Raw genomic sequence first — 21067 nt, 5'->3', positions numbered from 1 at the left:
CAAACAAACGGCCCTGGCTATACAGTCAGGGCCGTTTGTTTGGACAAAACTATCTGCGTCAATAATTTGTTAAAACGGTATGATACACAGACTTTTTCTTGGGGCTTTGGGTGGGCTGCTGCTCATCGGCTCGGTCGCTTCTGTTTCGCCGGTCAACCTGAACGACGATAACACTCCCCGCAAAGTTGTCAGAACCGAAGCGGAGTGGAAAAAGATTCTGACACCCCAGCAATTCTACGTGCTTCGCCAGCAGGGCACCGAGCGGGCGTTCACCAGTCCGCTGGTTGATAACCACCAGAAAGGAATCTTCCGATGCGCCGGTTGTAAAAACCCGCTGTTCAGCTCTGATACTAAATTTGAGTCGGGAACCGGCTGGCCGAGTTTCTACAAACCTTTAGCGAAAACAAGCGTCGTGGAGAAAACCGACCAGAGCCACGGCATGATTCGCACCGAGGTGGAATGTGCCGTTTGCGGAGGGCACCTCGGACACGTTTTCGACGACGGCCCCAAGCCGACCGGCTTACGGTATTGCATGAACGGTGTGGCGCTGGAATTTCAGAAGAAATAAGCGGTTTCTAAACGATTGGTTATCAGCCTACCGGTTCTGCGGCTTGTCTTTTTTCATATTAAATCGTCCAAATTTCCGTTATATTTGCTGAACTGGACTGATTTTCCAATCCGTCTTTTTTGCATTCGGAATTATATTTGCTTTTTATTGAGAAGGGCCCAGTCGCGCGGCTTCGGTCTATATTGCCACCTGTCCCGTCCTTCCATTTTTAACCGTCAAATCACCAGGCATGAGTAAATTCTGGGGGCTGCTTCGTACCCTTTGGCAAGGCATCACCGGCTTTTTCGGTCAACTGAGCAATGGAATTAAGCGACTGATTCACCGAATGTTGTCCGGCATCTTTGGGGCAGAGCGCGTCAGTTCAGCAGGCAATCGATACCGAGCCGTTCGACAACGTTACCGCAATTGGCTGAACGCCCGCTTCGATACCCGCTCACTTTCCTTTAAAATCTTTTACCATACCGCCAAAACGCTGATCCTTGGCTTCGTCCTGGCGCTGCTGTATGTACTGACGCTCGAAACCAACTTTCTGAATCTCACCGGCGAAATGCCCAGCGTTGAAGAGCTGAAAAATCCAAAAGTTGCTCAATCTTCCGAAATTTACTCCTACGATAAGGTATTGCTCGGCCGGTTTTTTACCGAAAACCGTACGCCCATCAACTACGAAGATTTGCCTAAGCCGCTGATTGATGCCCTGTTGGCTACCGAAGACATCCGGTTTTATGAGCATTCGGGAATTGACCCCCGCAGTCTGGGCCGGGCGGCTTACGGTGTTCTGACGGGCAACAGTGCCGGTGGAGGGAGTACCATCACCCAGCAATTAGCCAAGAACCTCTTCAAAACCCGCCGTCGCCAATCACGCGGATGGCTCTATAACGTTCCGCTGCTGCGAACCTTCATTCTCAAAACCAAGGAGTGGCTGATGGCCGTCAAGCTGGAACGGAACTTTTCGAAGGACCAGATTCTGACCATGTACTTTAATACCGTTGATTTTGGCAGCAATGCCTACGGTATTAAAACGGCAGCCCGCACGTACTTCAGTAAATCACCGGAAGATCTGAATGTGCAGGAAGCCGCCGTTCTGGTTGGTCTGCAAAAGGCCACAACGACCTACAATCCGTTGATTAAACGAAACTTCCAAAAATCCCTCAACCGCCGGAATGTAGTGATCTCGCAAATGGAGAAATACGGTTATCTAACCAAACCGCAGGCCGACTCCATCAAAAAACTACCCCTCAAAACCCGCTTCAGCCCCGACAATCCGTATGCCGGTCCGGCCAATTACTTTAAAAATGCGGTGGTTGAGGTTGTTAAAAAATGGGGCGAAGAAAACGGGTACGACCTGTATACGGACGGCCTGAAAATCTATACCACCGTCGATTCCCGGATGCAGGCGCTGGCCGAACAGGCCGTCACCGAGAAAATGAAGCAATTGCAGCGCATTTTCGACACCCACTGGACCGGCCGGAACCCCTGGACGGATGAAAACGGCAAAGAAATTCCGGATTTTCTGGATAAAGTGGCCCAGCGTACGGAACGGTATAAGGCCCTGCAAATCAAATACCCGAACCAGCCCGATTCGGTCAGCTACTACATGAAGGTCAAGAAAGACAGCATGACGGTTTTTTCCTGGAACGGGCCCCGGAAAATGTACATGACGCCGATGGATTCCATTGCCTATTATAAACGTTTTTTACAGGCGGGTATGGTAGCAATGGACCCGCATACGGGCTTCATCCGTACCTGGGTGGGCGGTCTGAACTACGAATTTTTCAAATACGACCACGTCAAGCAGGGCAAACGGCAGCCGGGTTCAACCTTTAAACCGTTTGTGTACGCGACCGTTATCGACGACTCAACCATCAACCTGAGCCCCTGCGACCGTCGGCGCGACGAACCGTTTCGGAAAGAATACATCAATGAAAAAGGGCAACAGGATTACTGGGCTCCTAAAAACTCCGCCGGTACGTTTTCGTATTCCAACATGACCCTGCGCCGGGCTATGGCGCGGTCTATCAACTCGGTAACGGCCCAACTCACCAACGATGTGGCAACCCCCGAACGTGTGGTGGAATACGCTCACCGCATCGGCATCCAGAGCCCGCTGGCGGCCGTGCCATCGGTTGGTCTGGGTTCGTCGGATGTGTCGCTTTACGAAATGGTGGCGGCTTACTGCACCTTTGCCAACAAGGGAGTCTATACCGAACCGCTGATCGTGACCCGAATCGAAGACCGCGACGGTAAGCTAATTGAAGAATTTGTTCCGCAGAAGAAGCAGGCAATCCGCGAAGAATCGGCCTTTCTGATGCTTCATATGCTGAAAGGCGGTCTGGAAGAACCCGGCGGCACGTCGCAGAATCTGTGGTCGTTCGATTTATTTAAAAACCGGAATCAGGTGGGCGGTAAAACCGGAACCACCTCCAACAACTCCGACGGCTGGTTTATGGGCGTTACGCGCGATCTGGTGGTTGGCGCCTGGGTAGGTGGCGACGACCGCAGCATCCACTTCCGGACCACGGACCTGGGCGAAGGGGCCAAAACCGCCCTGCCGCTGGTCGGGCGGTTTCTGGAGAAAGCCTACCAAGATAAATCACTGAAACTGTATCAGGGGCCGTTCGACAAACCGACGGTTAAAATAACGAAAGACTATCTGAACTGCCCCGGTGGCTATGAGGAGGAAGAAGAGGATTCCGATACGATGGACATCGGCATTCCGGAAGATTCCCTGTTTGTTGCTCCCGCTCCCCCGCAACCCATTGAGCCGGACGATTCCACGCAACGATCCCAGCAGTTCTAACATCAAAAAGGTCAACCCGGGAGGGTTGACCTTTTTGATGGCGGCTTTCCAAAACAACACCGACGATCTGGTGGTTATAGCCTAATACCATCAACGCAGACTCATGACACCATCACAAAATCCGAACCTGCATCCCCTGAAGGACAATTCGCCTTTGCAGGATATTCCGTCCGGGATGGACAACGATCCGAATGCGGATGAGGAGATTATTGATCAGACCGGACCGGCGCCCAGCGCAGATGAAACCGAACTGCAACCGAACGTAAACGCTGTAGGCCGTATCCCGTCCGGGATGGACAACGATCCGGCCAACGATACTAATTTAAACGCAAAAATCGCCTACGCCCTCGGCGGAGCCGAACCGGCAAGGAGTTAAGAGTTAAGAATTGAGAGTGAAGAGTTGGCTAGCGCATTTTTAACTCATAACTCTTCACTCCCAATTCTTAACTCCTCTACACCATTTCTTTGTATTGCATTCGGTACAGATTGGCGTAAGCGCCTTCTTTCTGAATCAGTTCCTCGTGCGTGCCCTGCTCGACGATCCGGCCTTTGTCAACCACGATGATTTTATGCGCTTCCCGAATGGTCGAAAGACGGTGAGCAATGACAATAGCCGTGCGGCCTTTCATCAATTTACCAATGGCATTCTGAATCAGCCCTTCGGTCTCGGTATCGACGGAAGACGTAGCTTCGTCCAGCACCATGATGCGCGGGTTGTGAACCATTGCCCGGACAAACGAGATCAACTGCCGCTGCCCGACCGACAGCGTCGAACCCCGTTCCATGACGTTGTACTCGTAACCGCCCGGCAATCGCTCGATGAAGTCGTGAACACCAACCAGTTTGGCGGCTTCGACAATCTGCTCCCGACGAATGGATTTGTTGCCCAGCGTAATGTTATTTTCAATTGTATCCGAAAACAGAAAGACATCCTGCAACACCACACCGATGCTCCGGCGCAGGGCTTCCAGTTTGTAGTCGTGTACCTCTACCCCATCAATGCGGATTTCGCCCTGGTTGATGTCGTAAAACCGGCTTAACAGGTTGATAATGGAGGACTTTCCGGCCCCGGTTGCGCCGACAAACGCAACGGTTTCGCCTTCTTTCACCGAAAAATTGATGTCTCTCAGGACGTAATTATCGTCGTTATAGGCAAACCATACGTTCTTGAATTCCACATCGCCCCGCAACAGAGCCGGTTCATAGGTACCCGTATCGGGGGTAAAATCATTGCTGTCGAGCAGTTTCAGAATCCGGTCGGTGCTGACAATCCCCATCTGCAAGGTATTAAACCGGTCGGCCAGCATCCGGATGGGCCGAAAAAACAGGTTGATAAACATAATGAAAGCCGTTACCGTCCCATACGTAATCTCCTGATTCAGAATCTCTTTAGCACCGTACCAGACCACCAGCCCCGTAGCCGCAGCCGCCAGAATATCCGCTACCGGATAATACACGGAATAATACCAGATCGACCGGATATTGGCTTTGCGGTGTTCGTTATTGATTTCTCTAAATTTTTCTCCTTCAATCTTTTCGCTGCCAAAAATCTGTACGATGTTCATGCCGGTGATGTGTTCCTGCACAAACGAGTTGAGATTGGCCACGGCGGTCCGGACTTCGTTGAAGGAGACTTTGATCTTCTCTTTGAAAATGTAGGTACTCAGCAGCATCAGCGGGATCATCGACAGGCTGATAGCCGAGAGCCGCCAGTCGGTGTAGAACATAACGGCAATGATCAGCACCAGTTGCAGAATGTCGCCCACAATGGCCGCCATCCCTTCGCTGAACACGTCGGCCAGGGTTTCCACGTCCGAAATAGTCCGGGTAACCAGCCGACCGATGGGCGTATTGTCAAAAAATTTCAGCCGGAGCTGCAACACTTTCTGGTAAAGCTGTACCCGAATATCGCGGATGACGTTCTGGCCCAGCCAGCCCGACAGGTACGTATTAAAAAACTGGATAATCCCCTGCAACACCAGCACGGCAATCATCAGAATCAGCATATTGGTCAAACCGCCATAGTCGCCGGTCGCAATTTTGGAGTCAATCGTGTAGCGAATCAGCAACGGGCCAATGGGGGCCAGTATGGCGCTCAACACAATGATCAGGATCAGACCGTAAAAATGAAGTTGGTACGGCTTTACGAAGGCATAGAGCCGTCGGAGGGTAATCCAGTCAAAGATCTGACCACTTTTCGTTTCAGTATCCACAGGGGCAAGTAAGTTGGAAGGTTTTTGGTGTAACAGAAATTATGAGTTAAGAGTTTAGAGGGAAGAGTTATGAGTTAAAAAACCGGAAATTCAGTTCTGTCGTACTCTTAACTCTTCACTCATAATTCTTCTCTCCTCATGGATTGGATCATTAGTCTCTGTCTGGGTGTTGCCTTGAGTGCCTGCTGCGGTTTCCGGATTTTTGTTCCGATGCTGGTGGCGAGTCTGGCCGTTAAACTGGGCTGGATTTCCGTCACCCCCGGCTTCGAATGGATGGGCACCTGGACGGCGCTGCTCGTGCTGGCGTCGGCCACCACCCTCGAAATTGGAGCCTATTACATTCCCTGGCTTGATAATGCGCTGGATACGGTGGCCACGCCCATCGCCTTTGCAGCCGGCACCATTCTGACCACCTCGTTTGTGGAGGTAGACCTGCCCATTCTGAAATGGGGACTCGGCATCATCGCGGGCGGTGGTACGGCGGGATTAATTCAGACCGGCACCAGCCTGTTGCGGGTCGGCTCAACGGCCACAACCGGCGGTTTAGGCAACCCGGTGGTGGCCAGTGCCGAAAATATTGCCTCGTTCGGGTTTTCCTTTCTGGCGGTCCTGCTCCCGCTTCTGGCGGCTTTTCTGGTCCTGATGATTGCCGTATTTCTGGTTCGGCTGATAGTTACCCGTAAACGCCAGCCCCGACAAAGCGCCTAGCAGTGTTTCGTTCAACTCCAGGCGTTTCGCAAAAACCGCAGCCAGTTTTTGTAGAAGATGTTCTCAATGTCTTCCGATGAATATCCCCGTTTGGCCAGCAAACCCGTCAGCTTTTGCAGGTCGGCAATGGTGTCAAGGTCCGTCGGAGACTGCTCGGTTCCGTACGTTCCGTCCAGATCGCTGCCGATGGCAATGTGTCGGCTGCTGCCGGTAAGCTGGCAGATGTGGTCGTAATGATCAATGATGGTTTCGATGGTAATGCCAAAATCGGCGGGGTTGCTGGTTCGCTGCGTAAAACCGGGTTTCATCATCCAGGCATCGAAACAACCACCAATGACGGCATTCCGCTCGGCCAGTTGCCGAATCTGATCGTCGGATAACTGGCGCTGGTGCGGGGCCAGCGTCCGGCAGTTGTGGTGGCTTGCCCAAACCGGTCCTTTGTACAGGTCCAGGGCTTCCGAAAAGCCCTCATCCGTCAGGTGGGTTACGTCCAGGATAATGCCCAGACGGTCCATTTCCAGCACCAGTTCCCGGCCCAGGGGCGTCAGCGGTCCGCTCAGACCCGTACCGGGGGCATACCGGCCCGTGCTGTAATGCGCCGGACCCAACGCCCGCAAACCATAGGCATACGCCTTTTCCAGATAAGACAGATTCACCAGCGAATCGGCCCCTTCCAGACTCAGGATATACCCAACCGGTTTCTGTTCGTCCGGAACGGTTTCATCGAGCCAGAGGGCCACGTGTTTCTCCAGACCGTCGCGGTCCCGAATCTGGATCATTTCGCCCGCGTCCTGCATGGCTTCGTACCAGGCCCGCTGCGCCTGCGTCATGGCCCAGGCCTGATGGGGCGAGTTCCAGCCTGCACCGGGCAAATTCCCGTTCGTCTGGTTAAACCGGGCGATCTGCGTAGCCACCACCAGTCCAATCTGCCCGCGTCGCAGATCGGGCAGGGAAACCGTGCCCCGGGCGCGGTCGATTTTATCAGTCATTCCCGCTTCCTGCTCCCGGATTTGGTGGGCCGAAAGCCGGTAGTCGCGGTTCCATTCAATGGCATTTAACGAAATATCCAGGTGGGCGTCAATCAAAAACATAGCGTCAATTTACGATACTTGATTCAGGTTGTATTCCAATTCTTAACGGCCCAAAAACCGTCACTTCTCCCGGCTCCACACTTCGCTGACCTTCCCGCCGGTGGAGCTTTGCCCCCGGTGGTGCCAGTCATTTCCTTTCAGTTCGGCCTCAAACGTCAGTGAGCGTCCGACCCGGCTGTTATCGCGGGAAAAAAACTCGATTGTTTCGGTATACTTGCCATCTTTGTAGGTATACGTGCCCCCACCGGTTCCGGAAAACTGCTTGGTTTCAGGGTTGATAGCCGCCCACTGAAACCGGTTGCCTGTCAACAATTTAATGGTTTTCCGGGCACCCCGCTGCATGGGACTCATCTGGCCGTTGTCGCCAAGTCGTGCGGTAATGCGCCACAGACCGGCCAATGGCGTTTGGGCAGAAGGCTGGTCAATCCGTTCGTACGTATCCGTACCGTCCGGACTGGATACCACCAACTGGTTATTTTTAAACGAATCGATGGTTAGCGTCTGCGTGGTGCCCACCCGCGCACTATCCTCCGTATCAAATTCCAGTTTGATCTTCAACTGCTTACCATCCGTTTGATACGTACCGCCCTGGGTTCCCAGAAACCGTCCGTTTTCGTGAAAAGCGCCCATCATATAACCGTCGTAAAGAACAAACACAACCGTAGCGTTTCCGCTTTCGACCTGGCGCCAGGCGCCGGCCAACGAAGGAACAGGCTGACGGGAGGCCGTAGCAATGCAAACCGTCAGCAGTAGCGAAAGAAGGGTTTTTAATTTCATGGTTAAGGGTCAGGTCTAGTGTGTGCTTAAACTTTGGTCAAATCTACGGGTAATGTCCGAATTCGCTTGCCCGTTGCGGAGAAAAATGCGTTGTACAAAACCGGGCCACAGGTGGCAAACCCAGCTTACCAACTCCGCCGGGCTTCTCGCCGTTCCCGACGAGACGAATAGCTGCCATCCGTTATCCAGGGTCGATTTTTTCAGTTGATTTATGGATTAACAGAAACATAGGCAACATGTGTTTGTGAGCTTCAATTTTATCAAAACGCTCTACATTGATCTATCCCGGGCCTTTGGCTAGTATTTTTCGACAAACAACATGATTTTTCTCATAATTTACCTGAAAAAGTCAACATTACGCTATCTTCGCTGTTACCAACGTTACAAACCAAAAAACTCCTCAACATGAAAACCCAGGAAGTGGCGGTTTTGATCGATCGGGCCGAAAGCCGCTTTGAACTTGAGATCGAAGGAAAGCTCTCATTTATCAGTTACATACCTAAAGATGACCGGACGTTGATATTCATTCATACAGAAGTCCATCCGAATCTGCAAGCCAAAGGCGTTGGTGCGCAACTGATTAAAGGTGCATTTGAGTACGTTGATACGTATAATCTGAAAGTTATTCCGGCCTGTTCATTTGTGGCCACGTATATCCGGCGGCACCCTGAATATAACCGCCTGGTGAGTCCAGCTTATCTATAAGAAGCATACGGTTTTCAGTTTATCGCTACCGGCCAGAAAGGTTTCCGCCAGTACCCCCTAAATTGAAAACCGTATACCGTGCACCGTTATCGACCGGCTTTCAGCCGCTTTATGGCTCGATGGGTTTTGTTCTTATATTGAATTCGCAGCCAGTACGAACCCGCTGGCAACTGGCTTCCAAACCGAATCTGCTTCCCGCTGCCTAACGTCCCCAACTGCTGTTGTCTCCGGCCCAACGGCTCCGTCACACTGAGTGTCCGAATGTCGCCGTCGGCGATAAACATAAAACTTTCGTGTGAAGGGCATTATATATACGTGTGAAGGGCATTATATATAGATGTACAAAGCCGCTTGGCAACTTGACCAAACTGGTAGAAAAACAGTGCAAAAGCCTAGCGACTGGTTGTTCTGTCCGGCGTTTTTTTCACCGTACTTTCATTGCGCAGTTGCCGGGTGGTTCTACGGGAACCGTCGGGGCTCCAGCCCGGTGGGCCAAATAAGTAGTTGATTGTGTGATGGATGGATCGGGACGTAAGGATATCCCGGCTGATGCTGGCCCACTCGTGGAAGGCAATCCTGACCGGATTGTGCGTGTCGATATTCTTCGTCAAACCGTAGGTGGGATGTTCTTCTTCCTTCTGAAAAGTCCCAAAAAGCCGGTCCCAGATAATGAGGATGCCCCCATGATTTTTATCCAGGTATTTGAGGTCAGAGCCGTGATGAACACGGTGATGGGATGGCGTATTGAAAACCGCTTCCAGAAAAGCCGGAAGCGTCCGGATGTATTCGGTATGAATCCAGAACTGGTACAGCAGGCTAAAGGACTGCATGGTCAGCACGGCGGCCGGATGAAACCCGAAGAAGGGCATCCAGATCCAGAAAACGAACGCTCCGCTGAGGGTTCCCGTCCAGGTCTGGCGTAAAGCCGTCCCCAGGTTGTATTTCTGCGACGAATGATGCACCACGTGTGATGCCCAGAAATACCGGCTGTTGTGACTGATCCGATGGAACCAGTAATAGGAGAAATCATCCGCAAAAAACAGCAGTACCCAAGCCCACCACCGGGTCATATCGACAGTAAAAAGCCGGTATTCGTACACCAGCGAATACGCTCCGAAAACCAGCACTTTCCCAAACAGGCCGATAATGACATTACCAATGCCCATCGACAGACTGCCCAGCGTATCGTTTTTCTCGTAATAGTCCTTCTGGTGAATGGCGGTCACAATTACCTCGGTCAGCAGCAGAACAACAAAAAACGGAATGGCATAATGAATGAGATGGTCCATGTTCAGACGAAGCCTATTGGATAAAGGTACGTTTTTCTGCTCACGGTATCAATCTCAATGCCAGATTGTTCCCAATTCGACCCTCTCCGCTCCCACTCTAACTTCGCGCTTATACCGCCCACCCTTTTTCCGGACCATTTGACCCGATTTTTGGCGTAAAGAGTAACTTTTAAAAATTTCCCCGTCTCAAGGTAAAGCGTTCAAATTTCAGAATTGATCCATTCAATTATCCACCAAACATGAAAAAAGTAGTAATGAGTCTGCTGGTAATGGCCCTGAGCGTTACCGGCGTTTTTGCCCAACGGAATACGGTATTGGTCTACGGCACCGTCGGTGCCACGTCGCACAAGCAGGTTAATGGCACCAAAACCAACACCTTCAATTTTTCGCCCGCCGTGGGTTACCAGTTCAACGACAACTGGACGGCCGGTTTAACGCTCTCCACCGAAAGCGCCAACACCCGGACCTCGCTGGGCGAATCCAAATCATCGGCCTTTGGCGTTGGACCGTTTATTCGGTATGCCGTTCCGCTTTCGGATATTTTCGCCCTCTACGGCCAGTTTAACGCCGATGTGCTGTCGGGAAAAGCGGGCGATGTAAAAACCAACGGGTTTCGGGGCACTTTCTTCCCCGCAATTGGTGTTAATATGAAAAATGGTTTTGCCCTGAACTTTAGTTTCGGTGGTTTAAGTTTTGCATCACAGAAAGTAAAAGGAGCTTCCGAAAAAACGACGGACTTCAACCTCAACCTTGGCAGCGGGGCCTCGTTTGGAATTTCCAAGAACTTTTAAGAACGATAATAGTGAGAGTAGAGTAGTATTTGTTGTTACTGTTTTGGAAAGCCGTCTTTTTTTTAGAGGACGGCTTTTTTGTTTTCTTTGCTGTTTGTCTCCGAACATCTTAGGAGCAATTTACGTTGAAGAATCAAATTACGTTGTTTCGCAGACGGGGCCGCCGTGCGGTTAAGCAGAGAGAAGATGAGTTTAGCGGAGAAAACTCTGCGTCCCTCTCCTCTTCTCCGCTAAACGCTGCGAAATAACCTGAGACTATAGTTATGCACATTCAAACCAGAACATTACAGAAGTCCGATTATTCCGACCTGAAAGAGGCCATGATTGAGGTCTACAGCGGAATTGGCGGGGATTATTGGCAAAAGAACCTGATCGACAAACTGCTGAAACTTTTTCCGGAAGGCCAGTTCTGCGTGGAGGTCGACGGTAAGGTGGTAGCCTGTGCGCTGGCCATCCGGGTCAAATACAGCGATTTTGGCGATAACCATACGTACCAGGAAATAACCGGCAACTATACTTTTGATACGCACAATCCAAAAGGCAACTGGCTGTACGGCATCGAGTTGTTCGTACACCCCGAATACCGGGATTTGCGCCTGGGCCGACGGCTATACGACGCCCGCAAGGAGCTTTGTGAGTCGCTGAACCTGAAGGGAATTATGGCCGGTGGCCGGATTCCGAATTACAGCAAGTATGCTGGAGAACTGTCGCCCCGCGAATACATTGCGAAGGTGAAGCAGAAGGAGATTTATGACCCGACGCTGACTTTCCAGCTTTCCAACGATTTCCACGTCAAGAAAATTCTGCGCGGTTATTTGCCCGGCGACAGCGAATCGCTCGAATATGCGACGCTGCTGGAGTGGAATAACATTTATTACGTTGACGAGAAAAAGAAAAAACCGCATACCGACTCCATCATCCGGTTGGGTGTGGTGCAGTGGCAGATGCGGCTTTTTCCGAATATGCAGGCGCTGCTCGAGCAGGTCGAGTTTTTTGCCGATGCCGTCAGCGACTACAAGGCGGACTTTCTGGTACTCCCGGAATTTTTCAATACGCCCCTGATGGCCGACTTCAATGATCTGCCCGCGCCGGTTGCCATCCGAAAACTGGCCGACGTAACGCAGGAAGTACGCCAACGGTTGTCAGAACTAGCCATTTCGTACAACGTCAACATTGTGGGCGGCAGTATGCCCCTGATGGACGACGGTAAACTGTACAATGTCGCCTACCTGTATCGCCGGGACGGTTCGTACGAAGAATACCGGAAAATTCACATTACGCCCAACGAAGTCCGGCACTACGGCATGGTGGGCGGTAACGAAATCCGGACGTTCGATACCGACTGCGGCAAGATCGGACTGCTGATCTGCTACGACGTTGAGTTTCCGGAACTGAGCCGGATTCTGGCCGATCAGGGTATGCAGATTCTGTTTGTGCCGTTCCTGACCGACACCCAGAACGGTTATACGCGCGTGCGGAACTGCGCTATGGCCCGGGCCATCGAAAACGAATGTTACGTGGCTATTTCGGGCTGTGTCGGCAACCTGCCGCGTGTGGCCAACATGGACATTCATTACGCGCAGTCGGCGGTGTTTACGCCCTCCGATTTCCAGTTCCCCAACAATGCCATTAAAGCCGAATCGACGCCGAATACCGAGATGGTGCTGCTGACCGACGTGGATCTGTCGTTGCTGACCGAGTTGCACGAACAGGGTTCCGTGCAGATTCTGAAAGACCGCCGGAACGACCTCTACGACGTAACCGTTAAGCGGAACGCCCGCACCAAAGCCGAAAAGAAAAAAGAGCTTTCGAGCGAGGAAGAACAGAAAACCATGCCGCCGGTTATTGTCGTGCAATAAGTCTCAACCGTTTCCATAAAAAAACCGTCGCTTTGTGAAGCGACGGTTTTTTTATGGAATCCATTTCAAATCTACCCGATCTATTTCACGGCCTGATAGACCTCAATCGGCCGGTCGGTTGACATGATATCGGCACCGTTGTTGGCAAACGTTTTATACACCTGATCACCTTTGGCTACGGCCTGTTTGTCGAGGTTGCCGAGCGTGCCCAGAATGCAGGAAATGCCTTTTTCGTGCAGAAATTTATACAGTTCAGGACGTGGCTCTCTAACACCCACAAACGCCACCATATTCCGGTCAGGAATGCCGAGGTCGTGCAGGCGCTGGTAATCTTCTTCCTTCATGATGGTGACGGAGAGCATCAGGTTCGGGTCCAGGCGGTACACTTCAGCGGCCTGGGTAGCGTTGTACGTGATAATCACCGAATAATCGGCCGCACCCGTCCGCCGAACCATCTCGACGACCTTGGCAAACGGCACATTTTTCTTTACATCCAGCGTATAAACCACTTTATCTTTTCCCCACCGCAACACCTGCTCCAGCGTCGGAACGCTGAATTTCGTGACGTTGCCGAAATTGTCTTCCAGCCGGTATTGCCGAATCTCGTCGTAGGTTTTCTCGATGAGCTTGCCGGTGCCGGTCGTGGTGCGGTCCAGCGTCTGGTCATGCATCATCACCAGCACACTGTCGCGGGTCAGGTCAATGTCACACTCGATGATAACCGGCAACCGTTTTGCCAGGTACTCAAACGATTCGATGCAGTTTTCGGGATAGCCCTTGATGTCGCCCCCGCCCCGGTGGGCGCTGATCATCGGGGCGCGTCCGGGGGTGTAGTTGAGAAACGTCGACAAACCGCCCGCCGGAACGCGGTAGGTATGGATGACGGTTTTGGGCGCACAACCGGCCAGCAGGCTAACGGTTAAGGCAACAAGTAAAAAACGTTTCATGTTGAGAAGTGAGTTACAAAGTGAAGCCGTGCCAGCTTCTGAAATCTGGCACGGCTTTTAAAAAGGGCTACGAACTGTTTGTATGGATTAAACGTCAATCTTGCCTACCATGTCTTCCGGTTTTACCCACTCATTGAATTCTTCTTCGGTGAGGTAGCCGAGTTTAATGGCGGTTTCCTTGAGCGTGCTACCTTCGCGGTGGGCGGTTTGCGCAATTTCGGCGGCTTTGTAATACCCGATTTTGGTATTCAGGGCCGTCACCAGCATCAGCGAATTGTTGACGTGCTTGGTGATGTTTTCCTCAATCGGGCGGATGCCTTCGGCACATTTGTCATTGAACGACACACAAACATCCCCGATCAGCCGGGCCGAATGCAGGAAGTTGTAAATCATCACGGGTTTGAACACGTTCAGTTCGAAGTGGCCCATCGCCCCGCCAAAGTTGATCGCGACGTCGTTGCCCATCACCTGGGCGGCCACCATCGTCATGGCTTCGCACTGCGTCGGGTTCACCTTGCCCGGCATGATCGACGACCCCGGTTCGTTGTCGGGGATAAACAGTTCGCCAATACCCGCGCGCGGGCCCGACGACAGCATCCGGATATCGTTACCGATTTTCATCAAGCTGGCCGCTACGGTTTTCAGGGCACCGTGCGATTCCACAATGGCGTCGTGGGCGGCCAGAGCCTCAAACTTGTTTTCGGCGGTCACAAACGGCAGACCCGTCAGGTCGGCAATATGTTTGGCAACGTTTTCGGAATAATTCGGGGGCGTGTTAATACCGGTTCCGACGGCAGTACCGCCCAGGGCCAGCTCGCTCAGGTGCGCCAGCGTATTCTTGATCGCTTTCAGACCGTGGTTCAGTTGGGATACATACCCCGAAAACTCCTGCCCCACCGTCAACGGCGTGGCATCCATGAAGTGCGTCCGGCCGATTTTCACGACGTTCTTGAATTCCTTCGCTTTTGCATCCAGCGTGTCCCGCAGTTTCTCAATGCCCGGAATGGTTACTTCAACGAGAATCTTGTAAGCCGCAATGTGCATGGCCGTCGGGAACGTATCGTTCGACGACTGCGATTTGTTCACGTCATCGTTCGGGTGCAGGGCTTTCTTTTCGTCGGTTAGCTGGCCGCCCTGCAACACATGACCACGATACGCCACGACTTCGTTGACGTTCATGTTCGACTGCGTACCGGAGCCGGTTTGCCACACCACCAGCGGAAACTGATCGTCCAGCTTGCCTTCCAGAATTTCGTCGCACACCCGCCCGATCAGGTCGCTTTTTTCCTGCGGCAGTACGCCCGCGTCGAGGTTGGTCAGGGCTGCGGCTTTTTTCAGGTACGCGAACGCCCGGATAATCTCCCGGGGCATTTTATTGATGTCTTGCGCAATTTTAAAGTTTTCAATCGAACGCTGGGTTTGTGCGCCCCAATACACGTGAGCCGGTACCTGTACCTGGCCCATCGTGTCTTTTTCAATACGGTATTCCATCTGAAGACTATAACGTTAGCTGTTTAAAAAAGTAGCCGGCGGGTTCAACCGGCGCTCCGGCGGCAAAGGTAGGGTACAGGTCCGAATGGTGGATAACAAAATGATATATTTGTCGCACCGTTATAAATTGATAGCCTTATTTCTTAAAAACCGCTATGCCTTTTCTTGTTCTTGACCTTGAAATGACCGGACCCGAACCGGACTGGAATGAAATTATTCAGGTGGGTGCCGTTTTGTTCGATGATGACTGGATCGAACGGGGCCGCTACCTGACGAATGTGTACCCCGAAAACGAAGAAGCGTTTTCCAGTTCGTCCGAGAAAATCCATAACCTCTCGCTGGCCGATCTGGAGGATGCGCCGATGATCTACGACGTGCTGCCGGAAATGGAGGAATGGATTATGGAAAAGCTGAACATCCGGAAAACCCAGCAAACGACCGACAACACGCCCTACCTGCGCGACGTGATCATCTGCGGTCAGAGCGTCATCAACGATATTAACTTTCTGAAAGAAGCCTACCGGCTGGAAAAGCTCAAATGGCCGTACTCGCGTACGTTGGTCGACCTGCACACGCTGAGTTATTTCGCGTTTCGGATTCTGAAGAAAAACGGCAAACCCGTGCCGCCCCGACTGAGCCTGAAAGACATCGCGGGCCACTTCGGTTTCGAACGAGAATCGGAACACCACAATGCGCTGGAAGATGCGGTATTGACGGCGCAGTGCCTGAAAGAAGTTTTCAAGCTGGCGGATTCGCTGAAGTTAGCTTAACAACCGGTCAATCTCGGCGGTGACCGTCGCCCAGCGCTCGGCCCAGTTGCCCGACACATCGACGTACGGAACATTACGGTTTTCGAGGGCGGTTTTGAATCGCCCGTAGATTTCCTCCCGGCGGTGGCCCAGATCGCGCAAACCGTCGGCCACCCAGGGCACGTCGATGTTCAGCAGGAAATAGAGGTCGTAAGGCACGGCTTTTTCCAGTTCGGCCAGCACCGGCGGGACGTCGTTCAGGTAAATTTCGGAATACAGAGCCGTCGTGATCAGGTCGGTATCGCAGATCAACAGCCGGTTTGCCTGAGGAACGGCCTTCAGCACGGCTTCGGTCTGGGCGTGGCCGATCTGGACGTAATCGTCGAGCGTCAGGTCGTTGGACGTAATCAGGTCGCGGGCCACTTCGTGCACAAAAACCGTCTGGTAGTGAGCCGCCAACTGCTTCGCCAGCGTCGTTTTTCCTACGCTTTCGGGGCCGTACAGACAGATCAGCTTTATGTCTCCAATCATACGGCGGGCTGGTTATAACTCCGGTATTCCCGGGTGAAGTGATAGGCGCCCAGGACGGCAATAATGCAGTAAGCCGCGTATTCAATGCCGACGACTTTCAGCCCTTTCACAAAATACATATAGGCGCTAATGGCATCGACCAGCAGCCAGACGTACCAGGTTTCCACTTTTTTCCGAATCAGCAGAAACGTAGCGACAATGCTCATCACCGACGTGAACGAATCCAGATACGGGAAGGCGCTGGGCTTATTGAACAGAATCGGAAACCACTCGTGCAGATTCCCGGCAATGCTGCCGAATAAAACCGTTGCCAGCCCTCCGGCGATGAGAATTAGCCCGAATTGCTGACGCGACAACTGACTGATTTTCAACTCGCTTTTCTGATCTTCTTCGCCAATTTTGGGGTGCGTCCACTCCCACCAACCGATCACGTTCGTGATGAAGAAGAAGATTTGCAGGAACATATCCGGGTAGAGCTGCACCTGATAAAACATGAAGAAAAACGTCGTCACGCTGATCAGACCGGCGGGCCAGCTCCAGATGTTGGCCCGAGACGACCACCAGGTTGCAAGCGCCCCAACAACGGTTCCGACGAATTCGAGGTAACTCATCGGGTAACCGAGTACCGTAAAAAAAATCGAGTCTATATCGAAAAAATCCTTCATGGCCTGAATTCCAGCCAAACCGGCCCGTGGTCGGAATGAACGGCATCAGGCAGGTGCCCGGAAGCCACAATACGGTCCCGGCAACAGTCGCTGACGGAAATATAATCAATGCGCCAGCCTTTGTTGTTCGTGCGCGCTCCGGCCCGGTAACTCCACCAGCTGTAGGCAATCTCGTCCGGATTTTTGTATCGAAACGAATCAATAAAACCGCTGTCGAACCACCGGGTCATCCAGGCCCGTTCTTCCGGCAAAAAACCGGTCGTATTCTTGTTTCTGACCGGATCGTGAATATCGATGGGCGTATGCGCAATGTTATAATCGCCAACCACAATTACGTTCGGACGGGTTTGGCGCAGTTCCCGGACGTACTCGAAAAAGTCGTCCAGAAACTGCATTTTTACGCTTTGCCGCACTTCGCCGGTCGTGCCAGACGGGAAATAGCAGTTCAGCAGCGTCAGGTCGTCAAAGTCGGTGCGCAGAATTCGACCCTCGCAGTCGTAGGCCGGAATGCCACAGCCCAGCACCACGTGGTCGGGCGGTAGTTTGGAGAACGTAGCCACCCCGCTATAGCCTTTTTTCTCGGCCGCGTGCCAGTGGTAACGGTAGCCCAGGGCCTCAAACGGCAGCAGGTCCACCACGTCGTGCGTGGCTTTCACCTCCTGAAAACAAAGGATGTCGAATGGATTCTGTGTCAGCCATTCGATCAACCCTTTGTTCAGCGCCGACCGGATACCGTTGACGTTGTAGGTCAGAATTTTAACCGTTTCGCCGGACGGTACCGGAGTTATTGCGTGTTCCATTGAATCAGCCAGTTCGAAAACCAACGGTCGTAACCCGCCGGATTAAACGACAACGTTTACAATCCGCTTCGGTACCACCACTACTTTTTTCGGCGTTTTTCCTTCGAGCCACTTCTGCACCACCTCGTTCGCCAGAATCTCGTTTTCAATATCTTTCGGGGCCGCATCCGCCGGGAACGCCAGCGTCGTGCGCACTTTACCGTTGATCTGAATCGGGTACTCGATGGTATCTTCCACCAGAAATGCCGGATTGAAAACCGGGAATTCGGCGTAGCTCAACGTTCCGGCTTCGTTGCCCAGAGCCGCCCAGAGTTCTTCGGTGATGTGGGGTGCAAACGGCGCCAGAATAACCACCAGATCCTGCAAAACCGCCTTCTTGTTGCATTTCAGCGCCGACAGTTCGTTGACGCACACCATGAATGCACTCACCGAGGTATTGAACGACAGGTTTTCAATATCCTCCGCTACTTTGCGGATCGTTTTGTGCAACACTTTCAACTCGGCGGGCGTCGGTTTTTCGTCCGTCACCAGCCAGCGGCCCGGACGGTTTTCGGTCGGTTCTTCGTAAAACAGCCGCCAGAACTTTTTCAGGAAGCGGTAGACGCCGTCGATACCGTTGGTATTCCACGGTTTGGCATCGGTCAGCGGCCCGAGGAACATCTCGTACAACCGCAGGGTGTCGGCGCCGTAGCGTTCCACAATCGTGTCGGGATTGACCACGTTGAACTTCGATTTCGACATTTTCTCGATTTCAACCCCGCAGATGTAAGTACCATCCGGCTCTGTAATGAATTCAACGTTCTCTAAATCTGAACGCGATTTTCTAAAAGCTTCAACGTCTAATACATCGTTCTCAACAATATTGACGTCAACGTGTATAGCAGAAGTAAAAACAGAACTTGAGGTATAAAGATTATTCAGCGTACCAGGTGTCGTTTCAGCAAAATTGCGCTCAATTTCATTGAAACGTTTTTCAAAGAAATCTAAGTATCGCTGTATTTTTTCTAAATCCTCAGATCCCGTAAACCTTTGAGGTTCCTTCGACTTGCTTTTTTCTATAACCTCTTTTATGGTTTTCGATATAAATACGACAGGTGGCGTTTTCGTCGCAGGTTGAAGACCAGAATCAGCCCTAACCGTTCCACCTGCTGTTAAATTGAGACGATACACAAAATTCGACCGGCCCAGAATCATGCCCTGATTCACCAGCTTCTTGAACGGTTCTTCTTCCGGTACGTAGCCCCGGTCTTTCATAAACTTGTTCCAGAACCGGCTGTAGAGCAGGTGGCCCGTCGCGTGTTCGGAGCCGCCGACGTACAAATCGACACTGCGCCAGTAGTCGATGGCGGCTTTATCCGCAAACTCCCCTTCGTTCTGTGGGTCCATGTAGCGGTACCAGTACCAGCTTGACCCCGCCCAGCCGGGCATGGTGCTCAGTTCATATTCGTACTGTCCTTTGTATTTCCAGTCCTCGGCGCGGGCCAACGGCGGTTCGCCGGTTTCGGTCGGCAGGTATTTATCGACGGCGGGCAATTCCAGCGGCAATTCAGATTCCTCCAGTAAATACGGCAAACCGTCTTTGAAATACACCGGAACGGGTTCGCCCCAATACCGCTGGCGGCTGAAAACCGCATCGCGCATCCGGTAATTGATCTTGGCCTTCCCAATCCCGCGTTCTTCCAGAAACTGCACCAATACCGGGATAGCTTCGGAATACGTCAGCCCGTTAATGATGCCGGAATTGATGTAACGACCTTCTTTCGTATTATCGGCCTGTTTGTCAATGTCTTTCTGCGCGTCCAGAATCGGAATGATCGGCAAGTCGAAATGTTTGGCAAAAGCCCAGTCGCGCTGATCGCCCGATGGAACGGCCATGACGGCCCCGGTCCCGTAGCCCGCCAGCACGTAGTCGGCCAGGTAAATGGGTACACGCTCGCCATTGAACGGGTTGATGCAGTAGCTGCCCGTAAACACGCCCGATACGGTTTTGGCATCGGCCATCCGGTCGCGCTCGGACCGCATTTTGGCCGCCGTCACGTAGGCATCCACGGCCGGTTTTTGTTCCAGCGTGGTCAGTTCCGGCACCAGGTCATGTTCCGGTGCCAGCACCATAAACGACACGCCGAAAATGGTATCCAGCCGCGTCGTAAACACTTTGATGCGCTCCACACGGTGTTCAATCTGAAAACTCACCTCCGCACCCGTCGATTTACCGATCCAGTTGCGTTGCTGTTCTTTCAGCGATTCCGACCAATCGACGGTATCCAGCCCCATCAATAAGCGGTCGGCGTAGGCCGTAATGCGCATCATCCACTGACGCATCAATTTCTGCTCGACCGGATAACCGCCCCGCTCCGACACACCGTCTTTCACCTCGTCGTTGGCCAACACCGTGCCCAAAGCCGCACACCAATTCACCACCGCGTCGGCCACGTAAGTCAGGCGGTATTTCAGCGTGATTTCATACTGCTCACGTTCCGATTTGGCGTTCCACTCGTCGGCAGTAAACCTTGGCGCATCTTCGTCGGCCACAGCCTGAATCCCGCTCGTACCGTTCGCTTCAAATTTGGCAATCAGGGTTTCAATCGGTTCGGCCTGATCGGTTTCCCTGTTGTACCAACTGCGGAATAATTCCATGAAAATCCACTGCGTCCACTTGTAAAATTTCGGATCGGACGTGCGGACTTCCCGGCTCCAGTCGTAGCTGAAACCAATATTTTTCAATTGCTCGATATACCGGGCAATGTTCTGTTCGGTCGTAATGGCCGGGTGCTGGCCGGTCTGAATGGCGTACTGCTCGGCGGGCAGCCCGAACGAATCGAAGCCCATCGGATGGAGCACGTTAAAGCCTTTTAGCCGTTTGTAGCGGGTAACAATATCGGAAGCGATGTAGCCCAGCGGGTGCCCGACGTGCAAACCGGCCCCCGACGGGTACGGAAACATGTCGAGGATGTAATATTTTGGTTTGGAAGCGTCGTTCGTGGTGCGGTAGGTCTGGTTCTTTTCCCAGAACGCCCGCCAGCTTTCTTCAATCTTCTTGTGGTTGTATTCAGACATAGCAATGAATGCGTTTTAAAGAAAGTTGT

At 52.4% G+C, this 21067-nt stretch carries 19 protein-coding genes; 8 read left to right on the top strand and 11 right to left on the bottom strand.

Going from position 1 to position 21067, the window contains the following annotated elements:
- Positions 1–79 precede the first annotated feature (79 nt).
- The 3 genes from msrB (at position 80) to LX87_RS22195 (ending at position 3741) form a co-directional block, all read left to right on the top strand.
- Positions 80–568, top strand: coding sequence for a peptide-methionine (R)-S-oxide reductase MsrB (gene msrB / locus LX87_RS22205; protein WP_111630451.1), 489 nt, complete (start codon positions 80–82; stop codon positions 566–568).
- 229 nt (positions 569–797) lie between these two features.
- Entirely contained in the window at positions 798–3365 is a 2568-nt protein-coding gene (locus tag LX87_RS22200; protein WP_111630450.1) for a penicillin-binding protein 1A, read from the top strand.
- A 103-nt stretch (positions 3366–3468) separates the two neighbouring features.
- A complete protein-coding gene (locus LX87_RS22195; RefSeq protein WP_111630449.1) occupies positions 3469–3741 on the top strand; it encodes a hypothetical protein in 273 nt (90 codons plus the stop codon).
- Between the two features lie 76 nt (positions 3742–3817).
- On the opposite strand, the gene LX87_RS22190 is transcribed toward LX87_RS22195, so the two are convergent.
- Positions 3818–5578, bottom strand: a complete 1761-nt coding sequence (locus LX87_RS22190) for an ABC transporter ATP-binding protein (protein ID WP_111630448.1) — start codon at positions 5576–5578, stop codon at positions 3818–3820.
- A gap of 138 nt (positions 5579–5716) precedes the next feature.
- Here LX87_RS22190 and LX87_RS22185 point away from each other — a divergent pair, with 138 nt between their 5' ends.
- Complete coding sequence (locus tag LX87_RS22185; RefSeq protein ID WP_111630447.1) at positions 5717–6286, top strand: DUF4126 domain-containing protein; 570 nt, start codon at positions 5717–5719, stop codon at positions 6284–6286.
- 11 nt (positions 6287–6297) lie between these two features.
- Here LX87_RS22185 and LX87_RS22180 read toward each other — a convergent pair whose 3' ends face one another.
- Entirely contained in the window at positions 6298–7377 is a 1080-nt protein-coding gene (locus LX87_RS22180; RefSeq protein ID WP_111630446.1) for a dipeptidase, read from the bottom strand.
- Between the two features lie 60 nt (positions 7378–7437).
- Positions 7438–8154, bottom strand: coding sequence for a membrane or secreted protein (locus tag LX87_RS22175; RefSeq protein ID WP_111630445.1), 717 nt, complete (start codon positions 8152–8154; stop codon positions 7438–7440).
- A gap of 405 nt (positions 8155–8559) precedes the next feature.
- On the opposite strand from LX87_RS22175, the gene LX87_RS22170 reads away from it, so the two are divergent.
- Positions 8560–8859: a GNAT family N-acetyltransferase gene (locus LX87_RS22170; RefSeq protein WP_111630444.1), complete on the top strand. Its 300-nt coding sequence runs from the start codon at positions 8560–8562 to the stop codon at positions 8857–8859.
- A gap of 86 nt (positions 8860–8945) precedes the next feature.
- Here the strand turns inward: LX87_RS22170 and LX87_RS22165 are convergent, their stop codons facing one another.
- Both LX87_RS22165 and LX87_RS29470 read right to left on the bottom strand, forming a co-directional pair.
- Positions 8946–9143: a hypothetical protein gene (locus LX87_RS22165; RefSeq protein WP_111630443.1), complete on the bottom strand. Its 198-nt coding sequence runs from the start codon at positions 9141–9143 to the stop codon at positions 8946–8948.
- A 108-nt stretch (positions 9144–9251) separates the two neighbouring features.
- Positions 9252–10148 (bottom strand): sterol desaturase family protein, encoded by an 897-nt coding sequence (locus tag LX87_RS29470; protein WP_111630442.1) that lies wholly within the window; start codon positions 10146–10148, stop codon positions 9252–9254.
- A gap of 239 nt (positions 10149–10387) precedes the next feature.
- Between LX87_RS29470 and LX87_RS22155 the strand changes: the two genes are divergently transcribed.
- Together LX87_RS22155 and LX87_RS22150 are read left to right on the top strand one after the other, a co-directional pair.
- A complete protein-coding gene (locus tag LX87_RS22155) occupies positions 10388–10939 on the top strand; it encodes an outer membrane beta-barrel protein (RefSeq protein ID WP_111630441.1) in 552 nt (183 codons plus the stop codon).
- A gap of 263 nt (positions 10940–11202) precedes the next feature.
- Positions 11203–12798 carry a bifunctional GNAT family N-acetyltransferase/carbon-nitrogen hydrolase family protein gene (locus tag LX87_RS22150; protein ID WP_111630440.1) on the top strand — a complete coding sequence of 532 codons (1596 nt, stop codon included), beginning with the start codon at positions 11203–11205 and terminating at the stop codon, positions 12796–12798.
- Between the two features lie 80 nt (positions 12799–12878).
- On the opposite strand, the gene LX87_RS22145 is transcribed toward LX87_RS22150, so the two are convergent.
- Positions 12879–13745 (bottom strand): glycerophosphodiester phosphodiesterase family protein, encoded by an 867-nt coding sequence (locus LX87_RS22145; protein WP_111630439.1) that lies wholly within the window; start codon positions 13743–13745, stop codon positions 12879–12881.
- A gap of 87 nt (positions 13746–13832) precedes the next feature.
- Positions 13833–15236: a class II fumarate hydratase gene (gene fumC / locus LX87_RS22140; protein ID WP_111630438.1), complete on the bottom strand. Its 1404-nt coding sequence runs from the start codon at positions 15234–15236 to the stop codon at positions 13833–13835.
- Positions 15237–15391: 155 nt separating this feature from the next.
- Here fumC and LX87_RS22135 point away from each other — a divergent pair, with 155 nt between their 5' ends.
- The gene (locus tag LX87_RS22135) at positions 15392–16006 is read left to right on the top strand and encodes a 3'-5' exonuclease (protein ID WP_111630437.1); all 615 of its coding nucleotides are present in this window, start codon (positions 15392–15394) and stop codon (positions 16004–16006) included.
- Here LX87_RS22135 and LX87_RS22130 read toward each other — a convergent pair.
- Genes LX87_RS22130 through LX87_RS22115 form a run of 4 tightly spaced genes read right to left on the bottom strand, consistent with a single transcriptional unit; the run spans position 15998 to position 21038 of the window.
- A complete protein-coding gene (locus LX87_RS22130) occupies positions 15998–16516 on the bottom strand; it encodes an AAA family ATPase (protein ID WP_111630436.1) in 519 nt (172 codons plus the stop codon). The two genes, LX87_RS22135 and LX87_RS22130, sit on opposite strands and share 9 nt — an antisense overlap.
- Positions 16513–17127: a nicotinamide riboside transporter PnuC gene (pnuC, locus tag LX87_RS22125; RefSeq protein ID WP_310587935.1), complete on the bottom strand. Its 615-nt coding sequence runs from the start codon at positions 17125–17127 to the stop codon at positions 16513–16515. Before pnuC ends, LX87_RS22130 begins: the two co-directional genes overlap by 4 nt.
- Before the next feature lie 50 nt (positions 17128–17177).
- Entirely contained in the window at positions 17178–17981 is an 804-nt protein-coding gene (locus LX87_RS22120; RefSeq protein ID WP_111630518.1) for an exodeoxyribonuclease III, read from the bottom strand.
- Between the two features lie 42 nt (positions 17982–18023).
- Positions 18024–21038 carry a leucine--tRNA ligase gene (locus LX87_RS22115; RefSeq protein WP_111630434.1) on the bottom strand — a complete coding sequence of 1005 codons (3015 nt, stop codon included), beginning with the start codon at positions 21036–21038 and terminating at the stop codon, positions 18024–18026.
- Positions 21039–21067: the final 29 nt, after the last annotated feature.

The organism is Larkinella arboricola (assembly GCF_003259745.1).
Taxonomy (GTDB): domain Bacteria; phylum Bacteroidota; class Bacteroidia; order Cytophagales; family Spirosomataceae; genus Larkinella; species Larkinella arboricola.
This window is presented reverse-complemented; position numbering and strand designations above follow the sequence as displayed.

Excerpts from the sequence above, each read along its gene's own strand:
- LX87_RS22115 (WP_111630434.1), bottom strand. The coding sequence starts at position 21,038 with ATGTCTGAATACAACCACAAGAAGATTGAAGAAAGCTGGCGGGCGTTC.
- LX87_RS22165 (WP_111630443.1), bottom strand. The coding sequence starts at position 9,143 with ATGTTTATCGCCGACGGCGACATTCGGACACTCAGTGTGACGGAGCCG.
- fumC (WP_111630438.1), bottom strand. The coding sequence starts at position 15,236 with ATGGAATACCGTATTGAAAAAGACACGATGGGCCAGGTACAGGTACCG.
- LX87_RS22195 (WP_111630449.1), top strand. The coding sequence starts at position 3,469 with ATGACACCATCACAAAATCCGAACCTGCATCCCCTGAAGGACAATTCG.
- LX87_RS22170 (WP_111630444.1), top strand. The coding sequence starts at position 8,560 with ATGAAAACCCAGGAAGTGGCGGTTTTGATCGATCGGGCCGAAAGCCGC.
- LX87_RS22185 (WP_111630447.1), top strand. The coding sequence starts at position 5,717 with ATGGATTGGATCATTAGTCTCTGTCTGGGTGTTGCCTTGAGTGCCTGC.
- msrB (WP_111630451.1), top strand. The coding sequence starts at position 80 with ATGATACACAGACTTTTTCTTGGGGCTTTGGGTGGGCTGCTGCTCATC.
- pnuC (WP_310587935.1), bottom strand. The coding sequence starts at position 17,127 with ATGAGTTACCTCGAATTCGTCGGAACCGTTGTTGGGGCGCTTGCAACC.
- LX87_RS22180 (WP_111630446.1), bottom strand. The coding sequence starts at position 7,377 with ATGTTTTTGATTGACGCCCACCTGGATATTTCGTTAAATGCCATTGAA.
- LX87_RS22150 (WP_111630440.1), top strand. The coding sequence starts at position 11,203 with ATGCACATTCAAACCAGAACATTACAGAAGTCCGATTATTCCGACCTG.
- LX87_RS22175 (WP_111630445.1), bottom strand. The coding sequence starts at position 8,154 with ATGAAATTAAAAACCCTTCTTTCGCTACTGCTGACGGTTTGCATTGCT.
- LX87_RS22155 (WP_111630441.1), top strand. The coding sequence starts at position 10,388 with ATGAAAAAAGTAGTAATGAGTCTGCTGGTAATGGCCCTGAGCGTTACC.
- LX87_RS22120 (WP_111630518.1), bottom strand. The coding sequence starts at position 17,981 with ATGGAACACGCAATAACTCCGGTACCGTCCGGCGAAACGGTTAAAATT.
- LX87_RS22145 (WP_111630439.1), bottom strand. The coding sequence starts at position 13,745 with ATGAAACGTTTTTTACTTGTTGCCTTAACCGTTAGCCTGCTGGCCGGT.
- LX87_RS22130 (WP_111630436.1), bottom strand. The coding sequence starts at position 16,516 with ATGATTGGAGACATAAAGCTGATCTGTCTGTACGGCCCCGAAAGCGTA.
- LX87_RS22200 (WP_111630450.1), top strand. The coding sequence starts at position 798 with ATGAGTAAATTCTGGGGGCTGCTTCGTACCCTTTGGCAAGGCATCACC.
- LX87_RS29470 (WP_111630442.1), bottom strand. The coding sequence starts at position 10,148 with ATGGACCATCTCATTCATTATGCCATTCCGTTTTTTGTTGTTCTGCTG.
- LX87_RS22135 (WP_111630437.1), top strand. The coding sequence starts at position 15,392 with ATGCCTTTTCTTGTTCTTGACCTTGAAATGACCGGACCCGAACCGGAC.